18 protein-coding genes are annotated in these 16,453 nt (G+C 67.1%); 12 read left to right on the top strand and 6 right to left on the bottom strand.

What is annotated here, in order from left to right:
- Window positions 1–69 precede the first annotated feature (69 nt).
- On the bottom strand, window positions 70–747 hold the full coding sequence (locus FFS08_RS08520; RefSeq protein WP_137863849.1) for an energy transducer TonB: 678 nt from the start codon (window positions 745–747) through the stop codon (window positions 70–72).
- A 367-nt stretch (window positions 748–1,114) separates the two neighbouring features.
- Here FFS08_RS08520 and FFS08_RS08525 point away from each other — a divergent pair, with 367 nt between their 5' ends.
- Window positions 1,115–1,816, top strand: coding sequence for a hypothetical protein (locus FFS08_RS08525; protein ID WP_249341190.1), 702 nt, complete (start codon window positions 1,115–1,117; stop codon window positions 1,814–1,816).
- Window positions 1,817–1,852: 36 nt separating this feature from the next.
- Here the strand turns inward: FFS08_RS08525 and FFS08_RS08530 are convergent, their stop codons facing one another.
- Window positions 1,853–2,224 carry a dihydroneopterin aldolase gene (locus tag FFS08_RS08530; RefSeq protein WP_137863848.1) on the bottom strand — a complete coding sequence of 124 codons (372 nt, stop codon included), beginning with the start codon at window positions 2,222–2,224 and terminating at the stop codon, window positions 1,853–1,855.
- A 191-nt stretch (window positions 2,225–2,415) separates the two neighbouring features.
- On the opposite strand from FFS08_RS08530, the gene FFS08_RS08535 reads away from it, so the two are divergent.
- The 4 genes from FFS08_RS08535 to FFS08_RS08550 all read left to right on the top strand — a co-directional run bounded on the left by FFS08_RS08535 (window position 2,416) and on the right by FFS08_RS08550 (window position 5,536).
- Window positions 2,416–2,937 carry a GNAT family N-acetyltransferase gene (locus FFS08_RS08535; protein WP_137863847.1) on the top strand — a complete coding sequence of 174 codons (522 nt, stop codon included), beginning with the start codon at window positions 2,416–2,418 and terminating at the stop codon, window positions 2,935–2,937.
- Between the two features lie 237 nt (window positions 2,938–3,174).
- Window positions 3,175–3,741: a DUF1285 domain-containing protein gene (locus FFS08_RS08540; protein WP_137863846.1), complete on the top strand. Its 567-nt coding sequence runs from the start codon at window positions 3,175–3,177 to the stop codon at window positions 3,739–3,741.
- The gene (locus FFS08_RS08545; protein ID WP_137863845.1) at window positions 3,738–4,328 is read left to right on the top strand and encodes a CoA pyrophosphatase; all 591 of its coding nucleotides are present in this window, start codon (window positions 3,738–3,740) and stop codon (window positions 4,326–4,328) included. The genes FFS08_RS08540 and FFS08_RS08545 overlap by 4 nt, the downstream gene beginning before the upstream one ends.
- Window positions 4,316–5,536, top strand: coding sequence for a CCA tRNA nucleotidyltransferase (locus FFS08_RS08550; protein WP_137863844.1), 1,221 nt, complete (start codon window positions 4,316–4,318; stop codon window positions 5,534–5,536). The genes FFS08_RS08545 and FFS08_RS08550 overlap by 13 nt, the downstream gene beginning before the upstream one ends.
- On the opposite strand, the gene FFS08_RS08555 is transcribed toward FFS08_RS08550, so the two are convergent.
- A complete protein-coding gene (locus FFS08_RS08555; protein ID WP_249341189.1) occupies window positions 5,476–7,143 on the bottom strand; it encodes a putative bifunctional diguanylate cyclase/phosphodiesterase in 1,668 nt (555 codons plus the stop codon). The genes FFS08_RS08550 and FFS08_RS08555 overlap by 61 nt on opposite strands.
- Window positions 7,144–7,251: 108 nt before the next feature.
- Window positions 7,252–9,492, bottom strand: coding sequence for a DNA topoisomerase IV subunit A (gene parC, locus FFS08_RS08560; RefSeq protein ID WP_137863843.1), 2,241 nt, complete (start codon window positions 9,490–9,492; stop codon window positions 7,252–7,254).
- 429 nt (window positions 9,493–9,921) lie between these two features.
- Here parC and FFS08_RS08565 point away from each other — a divergent pair, with 429 nt between their 5' ends.
- Entirely contained in the window at window positions 9,922–10,536 is a 615-nt protein-coding gene (locus FFS08_RS08565; protein WP_137863842.1) for an outer membrane protein, read from the top strand.
- A gap of 37 nt (window positions 10,537–10,573) precedes the next feature.
- Here FFS08_RS08565 and FFS08_RS08570 read toward each other — a convergent pair whose 3' ends face one another.
- Window positions 10,574–11,500, bottom strand: coding sequence for a LysR substrate-binding domain-containing protein (locus tag FFS08_RS08570; protein WP_249341188.1), 927 nt, complete (start codon window positions 11,498–11,500; stop codon window positions 10,574–10,576).
- A 116-nt stretch (window positions 11,501–11,616) separates the two neighbouring features.
- Between FFS08_RS08570 and FFS08_RS08575 the strand changes: the two genes are divergently transcribed.
- The 4 genes from FFS08_RS08575 to purC all read left to right on the top strand — a co-directional run bounded on the left by FFS08_RS08575 (window position 11,617) and on the right by purC (window position 14,972).
- Entirely contained in the window at window positions 11,617–11,937 is a 321-nt protein-coding gene (locus FFS08_RS08575) for a UrcA family protein (RefSeq protein WP_171012536.1), read from the top strand.
- A gap of 168 nt (window positions 11,938–12,105) precedes the next feature.
- Complete coding sequence (locus tag FFS08_RS08580; RefSeq protein WP_137863840.1) at window positions 12,106–13,017, top strand: hypothetical protein; 912 nt, start codon at window positions 12,106–12,108, stop codon at window positions 13,015–13,017.
- A 93-nt stretch (window positions 13,018–13,110) separates the two neighbouring features.
- Window positions 13,111–14,085 (top strand): DUF4349 domain-containing protein, encoded by a 975-nt coding sequence (locus FFS08_RS08585; protein ID WP_137863839.1) that lies wholly within the window; start codon window positions 13,111–13,113, stop codon window positions 14,083–14,085.
- 104 nt (window positions 14,086–14,189) lie between these two features.
- Window positions 14,190–14,972, top strand: coding sequence for a phosphoribosylaminoimidazolesuccinocarboxamide synthase (purC, locus tag FFS08_RS08590; RefSeq protein WP_137863838.1), 783 nt, complete (start codon window positions 14,190–14,192; stop codon window positions 14,970–14,972).
- Between the two features lie 7 nt (window positions 14,973–14,979).
- Here the strand turns inward: purC and FFS08_RS08595 are convergent, their stop codons facing one another.
- Entirely contained in the window at window positions 14,980–15,246 is a 267-nt protein-coding gene (locus tag FFS08_RS08595) for a hypothetical protein (protein WP_171015329.1), read from the bottom strand.
- A 73-nt stretch (window positions 15,247–15,319) separates the two neighbouring features.
- On the opposite strand from FFS08_RS08595, the gene purS reads away from it, so the two are divergent.
- Together purS and purQ are read left to right on the top strand one after the other, a co-directional pair.
- Window positions 15,320–15,550, top strand: a complete 231-nt coding sequence (purS, locus tag FFS08_RS08600; protein ID WP_137863836.1) for a phosphoribosylformylglycinamidine synthase subunit PurS — start codon at window positions 15,320–15,322, stop codon at window positions 15,548–15,550.
- Complete coding sequence (purQ, locus tag FFS08_RS08605; RefSeq protein ID WP_137863835.1) at window positions 15,547–16,212, top strand: phosphoribosylformylglycinamidine synthase subunit PurQ; 666 nt, start codon at window positions 15,547–15,549, stop codon at window positions 16,210–16,212. Before purS ends, purQ begins: the two co-directional genes overlap by 4 nt.
- Window positions 16,213–16,453 lie beyond the last annotated feature (241 nt).

The raw sequence follows: 16,453 nt of genomic DNA on the forward strand, positions 1-16,453 counted from the left end.
AACTAAATAGCGCTTTTTATCCAATCGCCCGGCGCGCCCCATGGGGAGCGCGCCGGCAAATCACACGGCCTAGCTCGGGATCTTCCAGGTGAAGCTGCCGTTATACGGCGCCGAGATCTTGTTGCCGTTCTCGTCCTCGGCCGGATTGAACCGGGCGCGACGCTTGAGCAGGTTGCAAGCCGTGCTGTCGAGAACGGACACGCCGCTCGAACCCGTCACGGTGCAGTTGGTCACCTTGCCCGTCGGGTCGACGTCGAGGCGGAAGCGGACGGTACCGGCCTGCTCGGCGCGCAGTGCGGCGGCAGGATAGTCGTCGTCCGTCACCCAGCCCTGCGGCGAACCGCGCGGGGTGAGCTTCTTCGCGATCCGCGGAGGAGCCGGCGGCGGCGGCGGCGGAGCCGGCTGCGCAGGCGGAGCCGGCGGTGTGATCGGCGGCGGCGGCGGAATGATCGACGTGGTCGGAATCGGCGGGGCCTGGGTAGGCACCGGAACCGCGGCCGGCGGCACGACGATCTGGGTAGGCGGCGGCGGCACCGGGGTATCCGGCGGCGGCGGCGGCGGCGGCACTTCCTCGGGCGGGGGCGGCGGCTCTTCCACGTCGAACGTGTTCAGCTTCTCCGCCTGCTTCTTGATATATTGATATGCAAGGCCCGTGACGAAGGCGTACCCCATGCCAGCCACGATGATCGCGACCAGTATGATCGCGATTACGCGACTGCCACTTGTATTACGGTCAGCGTAAGACATCCGGCAACGTCACTCCTCTAATCCTGACATGCAACCCCGTGCGGCGGGATTCTGCGACCCGTGCACAAGCCTGCCCGCCGTGCGCTATATTGCGTCCTGATCGGCAGCGGGCGAGTCTCTATCGCGCGCACCGGGTGGACGCAAACCCTTTGTCGGACAATCAGGGCGTACGGTCGCCCGATGGCGGAATTATTTCTGTATAGGCGGGGCACAATCCGGTAATCCGAACGATATGAACCGCACCTTTCCCGCCATATTTTCTTGCGCGATTGCGCTAGTCGCACCCTTAGGTGCAGCCGCTAAACCCCAGCAAACGCAGGCACAAACCGCAGCCGCTTTACCTAGCTACGCCACCCTGGCGAGGCAGGTGACCGCCGCTCCGCTGATCATCGACGCGCGGATCCGCAAGGCGGAGCGGCTGAAGCCGGAAGAATCGCCCGGCCTGGCCGCCGGCATGGTCCGATTCCTGATCGAAGCCGATGTTTCCGCCCTGATTCGGGGCACTCAGGCCATGGCTACGCGCATTACCTACTCGGCCGACCTGCCGCTCGATGCCAGGGGCAAGCCGCCCAAGCTCGCCAAGCAGCGTGCGCTGCTGTTCGCCCGCCCCGTCCCCGGGCGCCCGGCCATGGTGCAGCTCACCGGATTGCAGAGCCAGATGAACTGGTTGCCCGCGCTCGATGCCCAGGTCCGGGCGATCACCAAGGATGCGCTCGCGGCCGACGCGCCGCCCGCGATCACCGGTGTCGGCAATGCCTTCCACGTCCCCGGCTCCCTGCCCGGCGAGGGCGAGACCCAGGTCTTCCTGCAGACCGCGAGCGGCGCGCCGGTTTCGCTCCAGATTCTCCGCCGTCCGGGCGAGACGACGCGCTGGAGTGTTTCATTGGGGGACATTGTCGACGAATCGGCAGGCGCTCCGGCGCCGAATACCTTCCTCTGGTATCGCCTCGCCTGCGGCCTGCCGCGCAGCCTGCCTGCCGATAGCGTCGATTCGGACGACGCCCAGAACGCCGCGAAGGCGCGCGAAGACTATCAGTTCGTCCTGCGTTCGCTGGGCCCGTGCACCTGAAATCGCGCGTCGCCCCGGCGAACGCCGGGGTGACGGCTATTTGCGGCCACGCACCAGCGTGATGCCGATCGATTCGCCCTGTTCGGCGATGGCGAGCTTGACGATGCGCACCTCGACGCGCCGCACCCGCGCGTCGCCGACGAACAGCGTGTCGCAGATATGCTCGGCCACGGCCTCGACGAGCGTGAAGTGCACGTCCTTGGGCAACGCGTCGGTCGCCGCGTGCTTCACGTCCATATAGTTCTTCGAGGCCTTGAGCGGCGTGCCCGGCTCGAAGCGCTCGGGCAGGTCGATGTCCACTGTCACCGAGATGCGCAGCGGCTGCGGCAGGTGCGTCTCTTCCGAATAGACGCCGGTGAGGACTTCGACTTCCAGGTCATGCACCTGGAGCTGCAGGGAATCGGACAAGTGGCCTGGGCCTTTCAGGGAGAACAGGCCGCGCCCAATAGCAGATGCGCGCGCCCGCGAAACCCCGGCCCGCCCGGCATGCGGGCGGTGCACCATGAGGCGCGACATATTCAGTATTGCGAAAGCGCGGATCGGCGCTATCTCGCGCGGCCCCGAGTTCGATCTCGGGCGTTTTGAAGGGAATGTATGAAGTGATCGCATTGCTGCCGCTCGAGACCGTCGATCCTCAGGCCGTCGAGACTCTGCTCGACCGTGCTTTTGGTCCGGGCCGACGCGCGCGCACTGCGTACCGGGTCCGTCTCGGCACTTCCGAGATTCCGGAGCTCAGCTTCGCCGCGGTGGCGGATGACGGCAGCCTGATCGGCTCGATCCAGTGCTGGCCGGTCGCGCTCGAATGCGATGGCGGCGGCAGCGTGCCGATGGTGATGGTCGGCCCGGTCGCGGTCCAGCCCGATCGCCAGCAGGGCGGCATCGGCCGCATGCTGATGGAACGGGCGCTCGAAGCCGCCGAAACCGCCGCCGTTCCCGGCGCCGATGCGCTGATGCTGATCGGCGATCCCGAATATTATGCCCGTTTCTTCGATTTCTCCGCGGAAAGGACTGGTGGCTGGCGCTTGCCCGGCCCGTTCGAGCCGCGCCGCCTGCTCGCGCGCGGCGCCGGCGTGCCGACGGGCCCGGGCCTGGTCGGGGCCCGTCTTCGACGCGCGGCCTGAACGCTGACTATCGCCGTTCCCGCTTCTCCGTCGCCCCGGCGCCGGGTTGAAGCGGGAATGCGCCCCCTTCCAATGCAGGACTTTGTCTGCTTGGGTCTCCGCATGGCCGACTGCTCGCCGCCCCTTCTCCTCGTCGCCCGCGCGCCGGGCCTCCGCGGGACCGGAGAACCGGCTCCCCTCAGGCTGGACTTCCCAAACTTCCGCGGCCCCGGCCGCACTATCGGCTGAAGCGAATCGATGCCCTCCCCGCCCCCGCCCGACTTCGCCAGCCTCTCGCTTGCTGAGATCGCGCGTCTCGCCCAGGAAGACCGCCTGCCCCCGGTCGAGAGTTGGAACCCCGCCCATTGCGGGCATAGCGACATGCGCATCGCGCGCGACGGCACCTGGTTCCACCAGGGCTCGCCGATCGGTCGCCTGCCGATGGTGCGGCTGTTCTCGACGATCCTGCGCCGCGAGGCCGATGGGCGCTTCGTCCTCGTCACGCCGGTCGAGAAGCTCGACATCGATGTGGAGGACGCACCCTTTGTCGCGGTGGAGATGAAGCGCGAGGGCGAAGGTGCGGGCATGAAGCTCGCCTTCCGCCTCAACACCGGCGATCTGGTTACCGCCGGCCCCGACCACGGGCTGCGCTTCGAGGAGCGCGAGGATGGGCCGCGGCCCTATCTCCAGGTCCGTGGGGGACTCGAGGCGCTGGTCGCGCGCAGCGTCTATTACGAGCTGGCCGAGATCGCGCTCGCCAACGGCAGCGCGCCGCCGGGCGTGTGGAGCAATGGCGGCTTCTTCGCGCTGGAGCCCGGTGCATGAGCCTGGCCGATCGCCTGCGGATCGCGCTCGCCGCCGATCATTCGCCACTGCTGCTGCCGGGCGACCATTATGATTTCGACCCCGCGGTGGAGGGCAATCCCGCCGCCGTGCTGATCGCCGTCACCGATCGTGCCGCGCCCGGCGTGATCCTGACCCAGCGCACCGAGACGCTGCGGCGTCATGCCGGCCAGGTCGCCTTTCCGGGTGGCCGCATCGATCCGGGCGACGACGGCCCGGTTGGCGCGGCGCTGCGCGAGGCGCAGGAAGAGATTGCCTTGCCGCCCGAGACCGTCGAAGTGGTCGGCATCGCGGACAGCTATCGCACCGTCACCAATTATGTCGTCACGCCGGTGATCGGCGTGGTCCCGCCCGACCTGCGGCTCACCCCTTCCGAGGCGGAGGTCGCCAGCGTCTTCGAAGTGCCGCTCGCCTTCCTGCTCGATGCCGCCAACCAGCGCGAGCAGGTGGCCCAATATCAAGGGCGCGAACGGCATTATTACGAGATACTCTGGCAGGATCGCCGGATCTGGGGCGCGACGGCCGCGATGCTGGTCAATCTGTCGAGGCGGCTGCAATGGGCGGTATGACTCTTCCCGATGTCGAATGGCGCCATCGCGACGGGCTGGCGCATCTGATCGAGGCGCTCGCCGAGGTCCGCTTCGTCGGCGGATCGGTGCGCGACACCCTGCTCGGCATCCCCGTCTCGGATCTCGACGTCGCCACGCCGCTCGCGCCCGGTCGCGTGATCGAACTGCTCGAAGGTGCCGGCATCCGCGCCATTCCCACCGGCATCGGACACGGCACGGTCACGGCGGTGCTGGCGAGCGGGCCGGTCGAAGTCACCACGCTGCGCCGCGACGTCTCCACCGACGGCCGCCGCGCCACCGTCGCCTTCACCGACGATTGGCGCGAGGACGCCGCGCGCCGCGACTTCACCATCAACGCGCTTTATGCCGATCCGGCAACCGGAGAGATATTCGACTATTTCGGCGGCCTGGCCGATCTCGCGGCGCGCCACGTTCGCTTCATCGGTGATCCGCTGCAGCGCATCGCCGAGGATCATCTGCGCATCTTGCGCTTCTTCCGCTTCCTCGCCCGGTTCGGCGATGTGGCGGATCCGGCGGGGCTGGAGGCCTGCACGGCCCGGTCCAGGGACCTGATGGCGCTGAGCCGCGAGCGCATCGCCGACGAGCTGTTGAAGCTGCTGGTCGCGCGCGATGCCGTGCGGGTGGTCGCGCTGATGATCGCGCACGGCATCTTCGTGCCGGTACTGCCCGAGATCGTGTCGGCGGCGCGCTTCGCGCATCTCGCCGCCCGCGAAGCCGAGGCGGGTGTGACGCCCGATGCGATCCGCCGCCTCGCCGCGCTGATCCCGGCCGATCCCGCGCCGGCCGAGCAGATCGCCGCACGGCTCAAGCTCTCCAACGCGCAGCGCAGGCGCCTCGCCGCCGCCGTGACGGCGCCGGAAGGTGCGCCGCACGCCCTCGCCTATCGCGCCGGCGCCGAAGCCGCGCTCGACCGGCTGCTGCTCTCGGAATGCCCGCTCGCCGACGTGCTCGCGATCCGTGACTGGCAGCCGCCGCGCTTTCCGCTCGGCGGCGGCGCGATCGTGGCGCGCGGGATCAAGGCCGGGCCCGAAGTCGCGCGGCTGATGAAGCAGATCGAGGAGGCCTGGATCGCCGAAGGCTTTCCGGACGAGGACCGCGTATCGGCGCTCGCCGACGAAGCAGTGGCTCAGGCTGTGCGTTCGCCGAGCAGCCCCCAGGCCTCGTCACGCTCGAGCGCACGCGAATAGAGGAAACCCTGGCCATAGGTGCAGCCCAGCGCCGCCAGGGTCTGAGCAAGTTCGTTGGTCTCGATGCCTTCGGCGGTGGTCTGCATGCCGAGCGCCTGGGCGAGGCTGAGGATGGCGCGGACGATCGCGATCTTGTCGCGATCGGCCAGCATGCCGGAGACGAAGCTGCGGTCGATCTTGAGCAGGTCGATCGGCAGCTTCTGCAGATAGGCGAGATTGGAATAGCCGGTGCCGAAATCATCCATCGCCAGCGTGGCGCCCATGTCCTTGAGAGCGTTCATCGTCTGGGCGATGCGATCCGGATCGGTGACGATCGCGCTCTCGGTGAGCTCGAGCGTCAGGCGCCTGCCGTCCACCCCGTGCCGCTCGAGCGCCCCCCGGACCATGGCGGGGACATGATCGCGCTGCAGCTGGATCGCCGACAGGTTGACTGCGATCTTGATGCCGCAATCGCCGCCCGAGGCGCGGTCCCAGGCCGCGATCGTCTGCGCCGCTTCCTCCATGGCCCAGCGACCGAGCGGGATGATGAGGCCCGATTCCTCGGCGACCGGAATGAAGTCGTTGGGCGAAAGGCGCACGCCGTCTTCGGTGGTCCAGCGCGCCAGCGCCTCGAACGAAGTGATCTTGCCCGTGGCGAGGTCGCAGATCGGCTGGTAGCAGAGCGTCATCTGCCCGTTCTCGATCGCCCGGCGCAGCTCGGTCTCGATGCCGAACTGCTCGCGGGCGATATCGAAGGTGTGGGTCTGATAGATTTCGGTGCGGCCGCTCTTCTTTGCCCGCTTCACCGCGAACTGGGCGTTGCGCACCAGGTCCTCGGGATCGCCGTCATTGTCGGCGCCCAGCGCGATGCCGATGGAGCAGTCGACGCGGATCTCGAAGTCGGATAGGCGGAACGGATTGGCCAGAGCCGCCTGGATGCGCTTGGCGACATGCAGCGCGTCGCCGGGACCTTCATCGAGCGTGAGCAGCACGCCGAACTCGTCGCCGCCCATCCGGGCCAGCGTGTCGCGACTGCGCAGCGCGCCCTTCATCCGGCGCGCGACGGTGATCAGCAGTTCGTCGCCCGCCAGGCCGCCCATACAGGCGTTGACGCGGCTGAACCGGTCGAGATTGACCACCAGCACCGCGAAGTCGCGCGCGTTCTCCGAGGTGATCGCATGCTCCAGCGCGTCCGAGAAACCGGCGCGATTGGGCAGGCCGGTGAGGCTGTCCGTCGCCATTTCACGGCGCAGGCTGTATTCGGTGCGCAGTTCCGACGTGTGGTCGACCAGGGTGACCATGCAGCGGGGAAACGCCCGGCGGTCGGCGCGCTTGGCGAGCATCACCCGGAAATGGCGGGCATCGACTTCGTCGCCGAACTGCCAGCTGATCTCGCACTGAATCTCGTTCGATTCGATGAAGCGGCGGAGGCGCGGTCCGAGCAGGCGGATGAGCGGCGATTCGCCCGCGACAGTGCCGAGCCCGGCGAGGCGGAAGGGCCGGTTCACCGCGTCGAAGACGAAGCCATGCTCCTGCAGCTCGATGATCGCGGCGGGCACCGGCAGCATGTCGAGCATCATCGCCGAGGCGCCCGGGCCGAAGACGAGCGGATCCGTCGGCTGCAACATGGGCAGCGGAGCCGCGACACGGCTTTTCTTCGTCCTGGCGAACACCATCGCCTCCGGCCTAGCGCCGATTGGTTAAAACCGCCTGAAACAACAGCAATTAGAACGACATCAGAAACGATTGTCGCGCGGAAAACCATTGGGCGCCATCCGCCCCGCCGCGCCGCGCGCCGCGCGCCAGGGCGAAAGGTCGGTTTCGGTGCGCGTCCGGCCGCTCTCGCCGCCCATCGCCCAGCTCAGGCCCTCCGCCATCCTGAACGTCCGCGCATCGGCAAGGCCCCCGTCGCGGTAGCGCTGCAGCTGCACCCCCTGCCCGCGCGCCAGCTCGGCGACTTCGGCGAGCGGGAAGACGAGCAGCTTGCGATTGTCGCCCACCGCCGCCACCGCATCGTCCTCGGCGCCGATCGGGCGGACGAGCTTGAGATGCGCCCCCGCCCGCGGCGTCACCACTTGCTTGCCCTTGCGCGTCTCGGCGATCACGTCTTCGGCCTTGACCAGGAAGCCGCGCCCGTCGTCCGCCGCGACCAGCAGCCGGGCCGCCGAACTCGCCGGCAACAGGGCGATGATGTTCCGCTCGCCTTCGAGGTCGATCATCAGCCGCACCGGCTCGCCAAAGCCGCGCCCGCCCGGCAGCTTGTCCGCCGCCAGCGTATAGAAGCGGCCATTGTCGGCAGCGAGCAGCAGCTTGTCGGTCGTCTGGGCATGAAAGGCGAGATAGGCGGCGTCGCCTTCCTTGAACTTGAGCGCCTCGCCCGACAGGTCCTCGACATGCCCCTTCATCGCGCGGATCCAGCCACGCGCCGAAAGGATCACGGTGATCGGCTCGCGCTCGATCATCGCCTCCAGCGGAATCTCGCGCGCCGGCGCCGCTTCCTCGACCAGGGTCCGACGCTTGCCCAGCACCGTCTCCGGCCCATAGCGCTCGATCATCTTGGCCAGGTCGCGCTTCATCCGGGTGCGCTGGCGCGCATCGGACGAGAGCAGCAGCTCCAGTTCGGCCCGTTCCTTCTCCAGCGCCTCCTGCTCGCGCTTGAGCTCCATTTCCTCGAGCTTGCGCAAGGACCGCAGCCGCATGTTGAGGATCGCCTCGGCCTGGCGGTCCGTCAGCTGGAACTCGGCAATCATCACCGGCTTCGGCTCGTCCTCGGTACGGATGATCTCGATCACCCGGTCGAGATTGAGGAAGGCGATGATGTAGCCGCCGACCAGTTCGAGCCGGTCGGCGATCTTGTTCAGCCGATGCTCCGACTTGCGGCGCAGCACCACGAACTGATGCTCGATCCAGCCGAGCAGCGCCTCGCTAAGGCTCATCACCCGCGGCGTGCGGTGCTTGTCGAGCACGTTGAGGTTGAGCGGCACGCGCGTCTCCAGGTCGGAGAGGCGGTAGAGGCTGTTCATCAGGTCCTCGGCCACCACCGTGCGGCTGCGCGGCTCCAGCACGATGCGGATGTCGTCGGCGCTCTCGTCGCGGACATCGCCGAGGATCGGCAGCTTCTTCTCGTTGATGAGTTCGGCGATCCCCTCGATCAGCTTGCCCTTCTGCACGCCATAGGGGATCTCGGAGACGACGAGGTGCCAGCCCCCGCCCTTCTCGGTCACCTTCTCGATCTTCGCCCGCACCCGGAAACCGCCGCGCCCGGTATTGTACGCCTCTGCGATGGCGGCGGGGCTGTCGACGATGATGCCCCCCGTCGGCAGGTCCGGCCCCTGGACATAATCCAGGACGTTCGCCTGCGGATTGTCGATCAGCGCCACTGCGGCGTTCATCAGTTCCGCGGCGTTGTGCGGCGGGATGCTCGTCGCCATGCCGACCGCGATGCCGGCGGCGCCATTGGCGAGCAGGTTCGGGAACAGGCCGGGAAAGAGCTCGGGCTCTTCATCCTCGCCATTGTAGGTCGGACGGAAATCGACGGCATTCTCGTCGAGCCCATCCATCAGGTCGATGGCAACCTGGGTCAGCCGCGCCTCGGTGTAGCGATAGGCCGCCGCGTTATCGCCGTCGATATTGCCGAAATTACCCTGGCCGTCGACCAGCGGGTATCTGAGTGCGAAGGTCTGGGCGAGGCGGACCATCGCGTCATAGACCGACTGGTCGCCATGCGGGTGATATTTGCCGATAACGTCGCCGACGACGCGGGCGCATTTCTTGTAGCCGCTCGCCGGATCGAGCCGCAGCAGCCGCATCGCCCAGAGCAGGCGGCGATGCACCGGCTTCAGCCCATCACGGACATCGGGCAGCGAGCGCGCAGTGATCGTGGAGAGCGCATAGACGAGGTAGCGTTCGGAAAGCGCGCTGTCGAAAGGGACGTCGGAAGGCGTGCCGGGGTCTTGGATGTCGGTATCAAGGCTCATTGCCGCACCCGGATAGCAGCAGCAAAGCCGAAGCGCCAAGCCGGGCGGTCCGATCGCGTGAATTCACCGGGGCGAGATTCAACCATGACGATTTTCGCAAGGAGGGATCATGCCGGAACCAAAGCAGAACATGCGCAACATTTCCAGAGGCGTCACATGGGCTCCCCGATCTGCCTCGGCGCCCGAAACGCTTCCCACCGCTTCCGCTCCTAGTAAAATCGCGGCAATTACCCAGACTGCGCACCAAAATCTGCCACGGTCCATCCGATATTCGCCGAATATTTGCCAATATTCAGACACAAATCCCAATACCTCAAGATCATCTCACATACTCGTAACAGATATGCGATATTTTTTCGAAACCCCGTGCGGGTTATTCGATGCCGCTCCGTCTCCGAAGTACAGGGGAATTCGAACGAAAGTCGAGACATGCGTAACTCAATCCTGATTGTCGCCGCCGTGACTTGCCTCGCCGGCGCACAGACTGCCTTTGCCCAGGAAACCGGACAGGCACCGGCCCAGGCCTTTGCCGGCCCGCGCGTCGAGGCCACGATCGGCTTGGATCAAAGCGGCGACGACGCCTTCTTCGGCAACGAGCTGACCGGCATGCGCGCCGGCGGCGCGGTCGGCTATGACGTCGCCGTCGGAAAGCGCGTCACGATCGGCGTCGAGGCCGGTATCGGCTGGATGGTCACCGGCAACACCAAGATCGGCCCCTTCCCGCCCCGCGACACGAACACCTACGCGATGAGTGCCGGGCGCGACCTCGATGTCTCCGGACGCATCGGCTATGCGTTCAGCCCGAGCACGCTGCTCTACGGCAAGGTCGGCTGGGCGGACCAGAGCTACGGCGCACGCTCCAGCGCGGGCAAGGAGTATGGTGACAAGAAATCCAACGGCCTGCGGCTCGGCACCGGCCTCGAGCAGAAGCTCACGTCGAACGTCTATGCCAAGGCGGAATATCGCTACACGCGATATGGAGATGTCGGAAACATCAAGAACGACCGCCACCAGCTGCTGACCGGCATCGGCGTGCGCTTCTGAGGGCATGCGGGGGACGGGCGCGGTCCGTCCCCCGATTTCAGCGCTCGGGCGGCACCAGCGCGCCCCAGGGGTCGTCGCGGAGCGAAGCGCGGACCTCCTCCAGCAGCCAGTCGCGAAAGGCGCGGATCTTGGGCTGGTTGCGCTTGCCCTCGGCATACATGAGCCAGAAGGCGTTTCGGTAATGCGCGACCTGGGGAAGCGGCTGAACGAGCTGCCCCGCGTCGATCGCGACCTGCCACATCGGCGGACTAAGGATCGCGACGCCGTGCCCGGCGATCGCCGCGCTGCCGTCGAGAATCTGCGAATCGAAGCGGATGCCCGCCGCCTGGCTGGTGTCCGGCGCCTCGCCCAGCGCCGCCGCGAACCACAAGTCCCACCAATCGTCGCGATAGGTGAGCCGCGGCAGCTCGATCAGATCCTTCGGCGTGCGGACGGGAGGATGCTCGGCGAGGAAGGCGGGATTGGCAAGCGGCGTGATCGGCATCCGCATCAGGAAATGGCAGACATGGCCCGCCTGCGGCCCCGGCGCGCCGCGCAGGCCCACATCGGCTTCTCCCGCGAGCAGGTCGATCATCTCGTCGCCGACGTGCAGGCGCACCGCGAGATCGGGCCGGGCGAGCTGGAACGAGCCCAGCCGGCTCGCCAGCCAGTTAGTGGCCAGGGTGCGCGGCGCGGTGATGCTGATCACGCTCTCGGTTTCGGAATGGACTGCGGCAAAGGCCTCGCCCATCGCATCGAACGCGCCCGTCACCTGCGGCGCGATCCGACGCCCCAGATCGGTGAGCGCAATGCCGCGCCCACTGCGCGCGAACAACGGCGCGCCCAGCCGCTCCTCGAGCAGCTTCATCTGATAGCTGACCGCCGCCTGGGTCATCCCCAGTTCCTCCGCCGCGCGCGTGAAATTGCCGTGCCGGGAAGCGGCTTCGAACACGCGGACGGCGGCGAGCGGAGGAAGGCGGCGCATCGCAATATACAAGCATAGCTTATGGTAATTGGCCAATGATTTGTTGGCCCGGCGGCGCCCGAAGGCGCAAATGGACCGGGTGCCGGACATGGCGCGACATTCCAAGGAACCAAGCCATGATGAAGACCCTGATTCCGCTCCTGCTGATCCTGTCGCCGGCCGCCGTGCCGGTGATCGCCCAGGCGCAGCGGACCGATGCGAGCATTCGCATCTCCTATGCCGATCTCGACCTGACGCGCGCGGCCGATCGCCTGACGCTCGACCGGCGCCTCAACCGGGCTCTCGAACAGGTCTGCCCGGCCGATCGCCCCGGCCAGATGACTCAGGCGCCCGAAGCGCTGCGCTGCCAGGCAAATGCCCGGCAGCAGATCGCCGAAGCGCGGCGGCTGGCGCTGGCGCGGCGTGGCAGCGTGGTCCGGATCTCCGCCGTTCCCTGATCCCTCGGAACCGCGAAGCGGCGGGCGGCCTGCAACGCCGCCCGCCAACCATAAGCATTGCTGATAGTGCCGCCCAGGATCCCGAAAAGGGATGCGCCGCGCGATCCATTCGTGTTGGGCCCGTCACAAAATATGGTTACTCCTTGGTCAAGGAACAGGGAGGAACCCATGCGAGTCGTTTGGGCATTGGCGGCGCTTGCGCTGCTCGCGGGATGCGACGATCCCAATCGTCAGGCCGCGGACGGCAAGGATCGGTCCGAATTCTCTTCGACCGCCAATGCCGAGGCCTTCGCTTCGACCGGCACCGGCTTCGACTATCGCTACGCCTATCGCCTGCCCGGCGCCAAGGTGAAGGGCGTGCTCCAGTCCAACGCCGATGCCTGCGACCGGATGGGGCCGGCGCGGTGCCGCATCCTGGCGATGCGATATCGCGTCGATACCGGCAATCACACCCGCGCAGTACTCACCATCCGCATCGACCCGTCGATCGCGCGCCGGTTCGGCGATGCCGTCACCGCGAATGTGGCGACTGCCTATGGCGTGCTCACCGATACCGAGGTCAGCGGAGCCGATGCCACCGCCTCGGCGCGCAGCATCGCCGTGGTGAAGCGGTTGCAGGACCAGCTTCAGAACGCACGCGCCGGCGCCACGCCGGACGCGCAGGCCCGGGCCGCCCGCCTGCAGAACGCGCTGGCGATGATCGCCGAGGTGGAAGCGAGCCAGGGGCAGACACTGGCCAACACGCCGATGCTGTTCACTTATGAATCGAGCAGCGCCCTGAGCGGGCTGGGATCCTCCGAGGCGAATTTCCGCACCGCCGGCCAGACGCTCGAGAATTCGGTCGCCCAGCTCGTCCAGTTGCTTGCCAGCGTCGGGCCGTGGTGCCTGTTGATGCTGGCGGTGGTGCTGGTCCTGCGCTGGATCATCCATGGCCGCGCCGTGGGCCCCGATGTCGAGCCGCGCCACGACGACGGCTATGACAATGGCCATGACGGCCAGGAGAATCGCGGCCGCGGCGACAATCGCAATCTCATCCAGCGCTGGTTCTCACGCGACGACGTGGAAGAGCATACGCACTGATCTTGCAAGCAAGCGGGAGCGGCATATGCCTTCCCGCTTGCTTTTTGCCCCGAGTGTGTAATGTTATATCATATATAATATCGGGAGGAACCAATGCCGAAGCCGAATCGCTGGGTATTGCTGGGGAGCGGCAGCCTCGCCGCGATGATCGCCGCAGGGGCATGCGCAGCGCTGCTGCTCCATTGGGGACCCGAAACCGCCCACAAGCAGGCGGAAGTGCTGGCAACCTATGCGATGGAAGCGCCGCCCGCTCCGGCGGTCATTGCGCCGCCGCTTCCCGCCGTGCAGGCAGAAGGCGTAGGCGAAGGCATTCCGGCCACCGCCGCGATCGCGGTCAACGTGCCGCAGCTCGCCTATAGCTACACGCTCGGCTATCGCTTGCCCGCGGGCAGGATCGCACGGACGCAGCAGGCGCATCTCGATCTGTGCAACAGGCTGGGCCCGCGCTGCCAGCTCGTCTCGATGCAGCGCGCGAGCGACGATGACGGCGTATCCACAGCGGCCTTGAAGCTGCGCGTGGCGAGCAATCTGGCGCAGGCGGTGTCGGCGGACTTCACCCGACTGGTCGGCCAGGCCGGCGGGCGCGCGGTCGATACGCAAATCCTGGCCGAGGACGTCTCCAAGGACCTGGTCGACACCAGCGCGCGCATCCGCCAGCGCGAGATACTGGTCGCCCGCCTCACCGAGATGCTGCGCGGGCGCCAGGGACGGGTGAGCGAGCTCGTCGAAGCGGAGCGCAGCGTCGCGCAGGCGCAGGAGGAGCTCGACCGGGCCAAGGGCTGGATGGGCCAGCTCCAGGGCCGCGTCACTTATTCCGATTTCACCATTGCCTATACGCCAGTCACCGCCCCCGTGGCGGCGCCGACCCGCCAGGGCCTCTTCGCGCAGCTGGGCGACGCGGTGGCGCAATCCGGCGCGATGATCGCCGCCGCCGCGCGGACGCTGCTCCTGCTGATCATCTTCCTCGCCCCGTGGCTGGTGATCGCGGCACTTCTCGGCTGGCTCGCCCGCCCCGCCATCCGCAAGTGGCGAAATGCCGGATTGGCACCCATGGGCGAGGATGCATGATTGCACCCCCCTCCCCCTTTGGGTATAGGCCACCTCTCGCCCCGGCAGGCCAGCGGATTCCCCGCGCCGCCGGGGCAATGACTTTCCAGGGGAACGAGCACCCGATGGCACGCCGCCGGCAGATCTACGAAGGCAAGGCTAAGATCCTCTACGAGGGTCCGGAGCCCGGCACGCTGATCCAGTATTTCAAGGATGACGCGACGGCCTTCAACGCCCAGAAAAAGGGCACGATCAACGGCAAGGGCGTGCTCAACAACCGGATTTCCGAGCATGTCTTCACGCTGCTCGCCGGCATCGGCATCCCGACGCACTTCATCCGCCGCCTCAACATGCGCGAGCAGCTGATCCGCCAGGTCGAGATTGTGCCGATCGAAGTGGTGGTGCGCAACGTCGTCGCCGGCTCGCTCTCGAAAAAGCTCGGGATCGAGGAAGGCACGCCGCTGCCCCGCACGATCATCGAATATTATTACAAGGACGACGCGCTCGGCGACCCGATGGTCACCGACGAGCACATCCTGTGCTTCGGCTGGGCGAGCCAGGAAGAGCTGCACGACATGGCCGACATGGCCATTCGCGTGAACGACTTCCTCTCGGGCCTGTTCGCCGGAATCGGCATCCGCCTGGTCGACTTCAAGCTCGAGTTCGGACGGATCTGGGACAACGACTATAGCCGCATCATCCTGGCCGACGAGATCAGCCCGGACGGCTGCCGTCTGTGGGACATCGCCACCGGCGAGAAGCTCGACAAGGATCGCTTCCGCCGCGACCTGGGCGGCGAAGTCGAAGCCTATCAGGAAGTTGCGCGCCGGCTGGGCCTGCTCCCTGAAGGCGATGCGGATTCGGCCGTGCTCGACCTCGAGAGTCACCGGAAGCGCCGGGGCAAGTAAGCCCCGGCTACCGCCTGCGGCGCCGCGCACGCCATAGCGTGAGGATTGCCGCGCTCGCAACGAGAAGCACGAACAGGGCGGAGCCGATCGCCAGTGCCTCGTCGGCGGCGGCCATGCGCTCGGCCAGGCCCCGCGCGCAGCGCTCGCGAGAGCCGTGGCAGTAGCGTAGCGCTAGGACGTGGAGGCCCAGCGTCGCCCAATAGGCAGCCATGGCCAGCATCGCGGCCAGCAATAGGGCGATACGTCGTCCCGTCGGCATTACCGAGGATAGCATTGCCGCGATCGATCGGCCATTGCCCGAACTCCGGCCTTGCAGCACGGCGCGCGGGAGGCCATAGGCCCTGCGCATGAAGCTCCGCATCATCGTCACCTTGAAGAACGGCGTGCTCGATCCCCAGGGCAAGGCCATCCAGCACGCTTTGGCCGGCCTCGGCTTCGAGGGCGTCGAGGACGTCCGCGCCGGCAAGATCTTCGAGCTCGAGCTCGCGGACTCGACCAGTGACGAGGCCGTGGACGAGATGTGCCGCAAGCTGTTCGCCAACACCGTCATCGAAAACTACCGGGTGGAAAAGCTGTGAAGACCGCAGTCATCGTCTTTCCGGGCTCCAACTGCGATCGCGACATCGCAGTCGCGCTGGAGGCGGTGACAGGCGTGAAGCCCGAAATGGTGTGGCATGGCGAGAGCGAGTTGCCCGCCGGCCTCGGCCTGATCGCCCTGCCCGGCGGCTTCTCCTATGGCGATTATCTGCGCTGCGGCGCGATCGCGGCGCGCTCGCCGGTGGTGCAGGCAGTGGTCGCGGCTGCCGACAAGGGCATGCCGGTGATCGGCATCTGCAACGGCTTCCAGGTGCTCACTGAAACCGGGCTGCTGCCCGGCGCGCTGATGCGCAACGCGAGCCTCAACTTCGTTTGCCGCGACGTGCCGCTGACGGTGGACAATTCGCAGTCGATCTTCACTTCGGCCTATCGCTCCGGTGAAGCGATCACGATTCCCGTGGCGCATCATGACGGCAATTATTTCGCCGATGCCGAGACACTCGACCGGATCGAAGGCGAAGGCCGCGTGGCCTTCCGCTACGCCGCCGACATCAACGGCTCGGCCCGCAACATCGCCGGCGTGCTCAACAAGGCCGGCAACGTGCTGGGCATGATGCCGCACCCCGAGCGCCGCATCGAAGCCGCGCATGGCGGCACCGATGGCCGTCGCCTGTTCGAAGGACTGCTCGAGGCAGTGGCGTAAGCCGCGCCCTTCGCTTCCAGTTTCCGCCATCGCCATCCCGGACTTACCCCGGGGGACGCCTTGCCGCGCATGTCGAACATATGGCCTGCCGCGCAGTGGATCCCGGCACAGGACCCGGATGACGGGCGCTTTCTCGCATCCCTATCCAAATAGGCTTGCGGTTTCGCAGGAATCATGCGATGGATGCGCCATCATGACTGCGATCACTCTCCCTTCGCGAGCGCGACCCGGCACCTGTCGA

The organism is Sphingomonas sp. 1F27F7B (genome assembly GCF_005503355.1).
In the GTDB taxonomy this organism is placed as follows: Bacteria; Pseudomonadota; Alphaproteobacteria; order Sphingomonadales; family Sphingomonadaceae; genus Sphingomonas.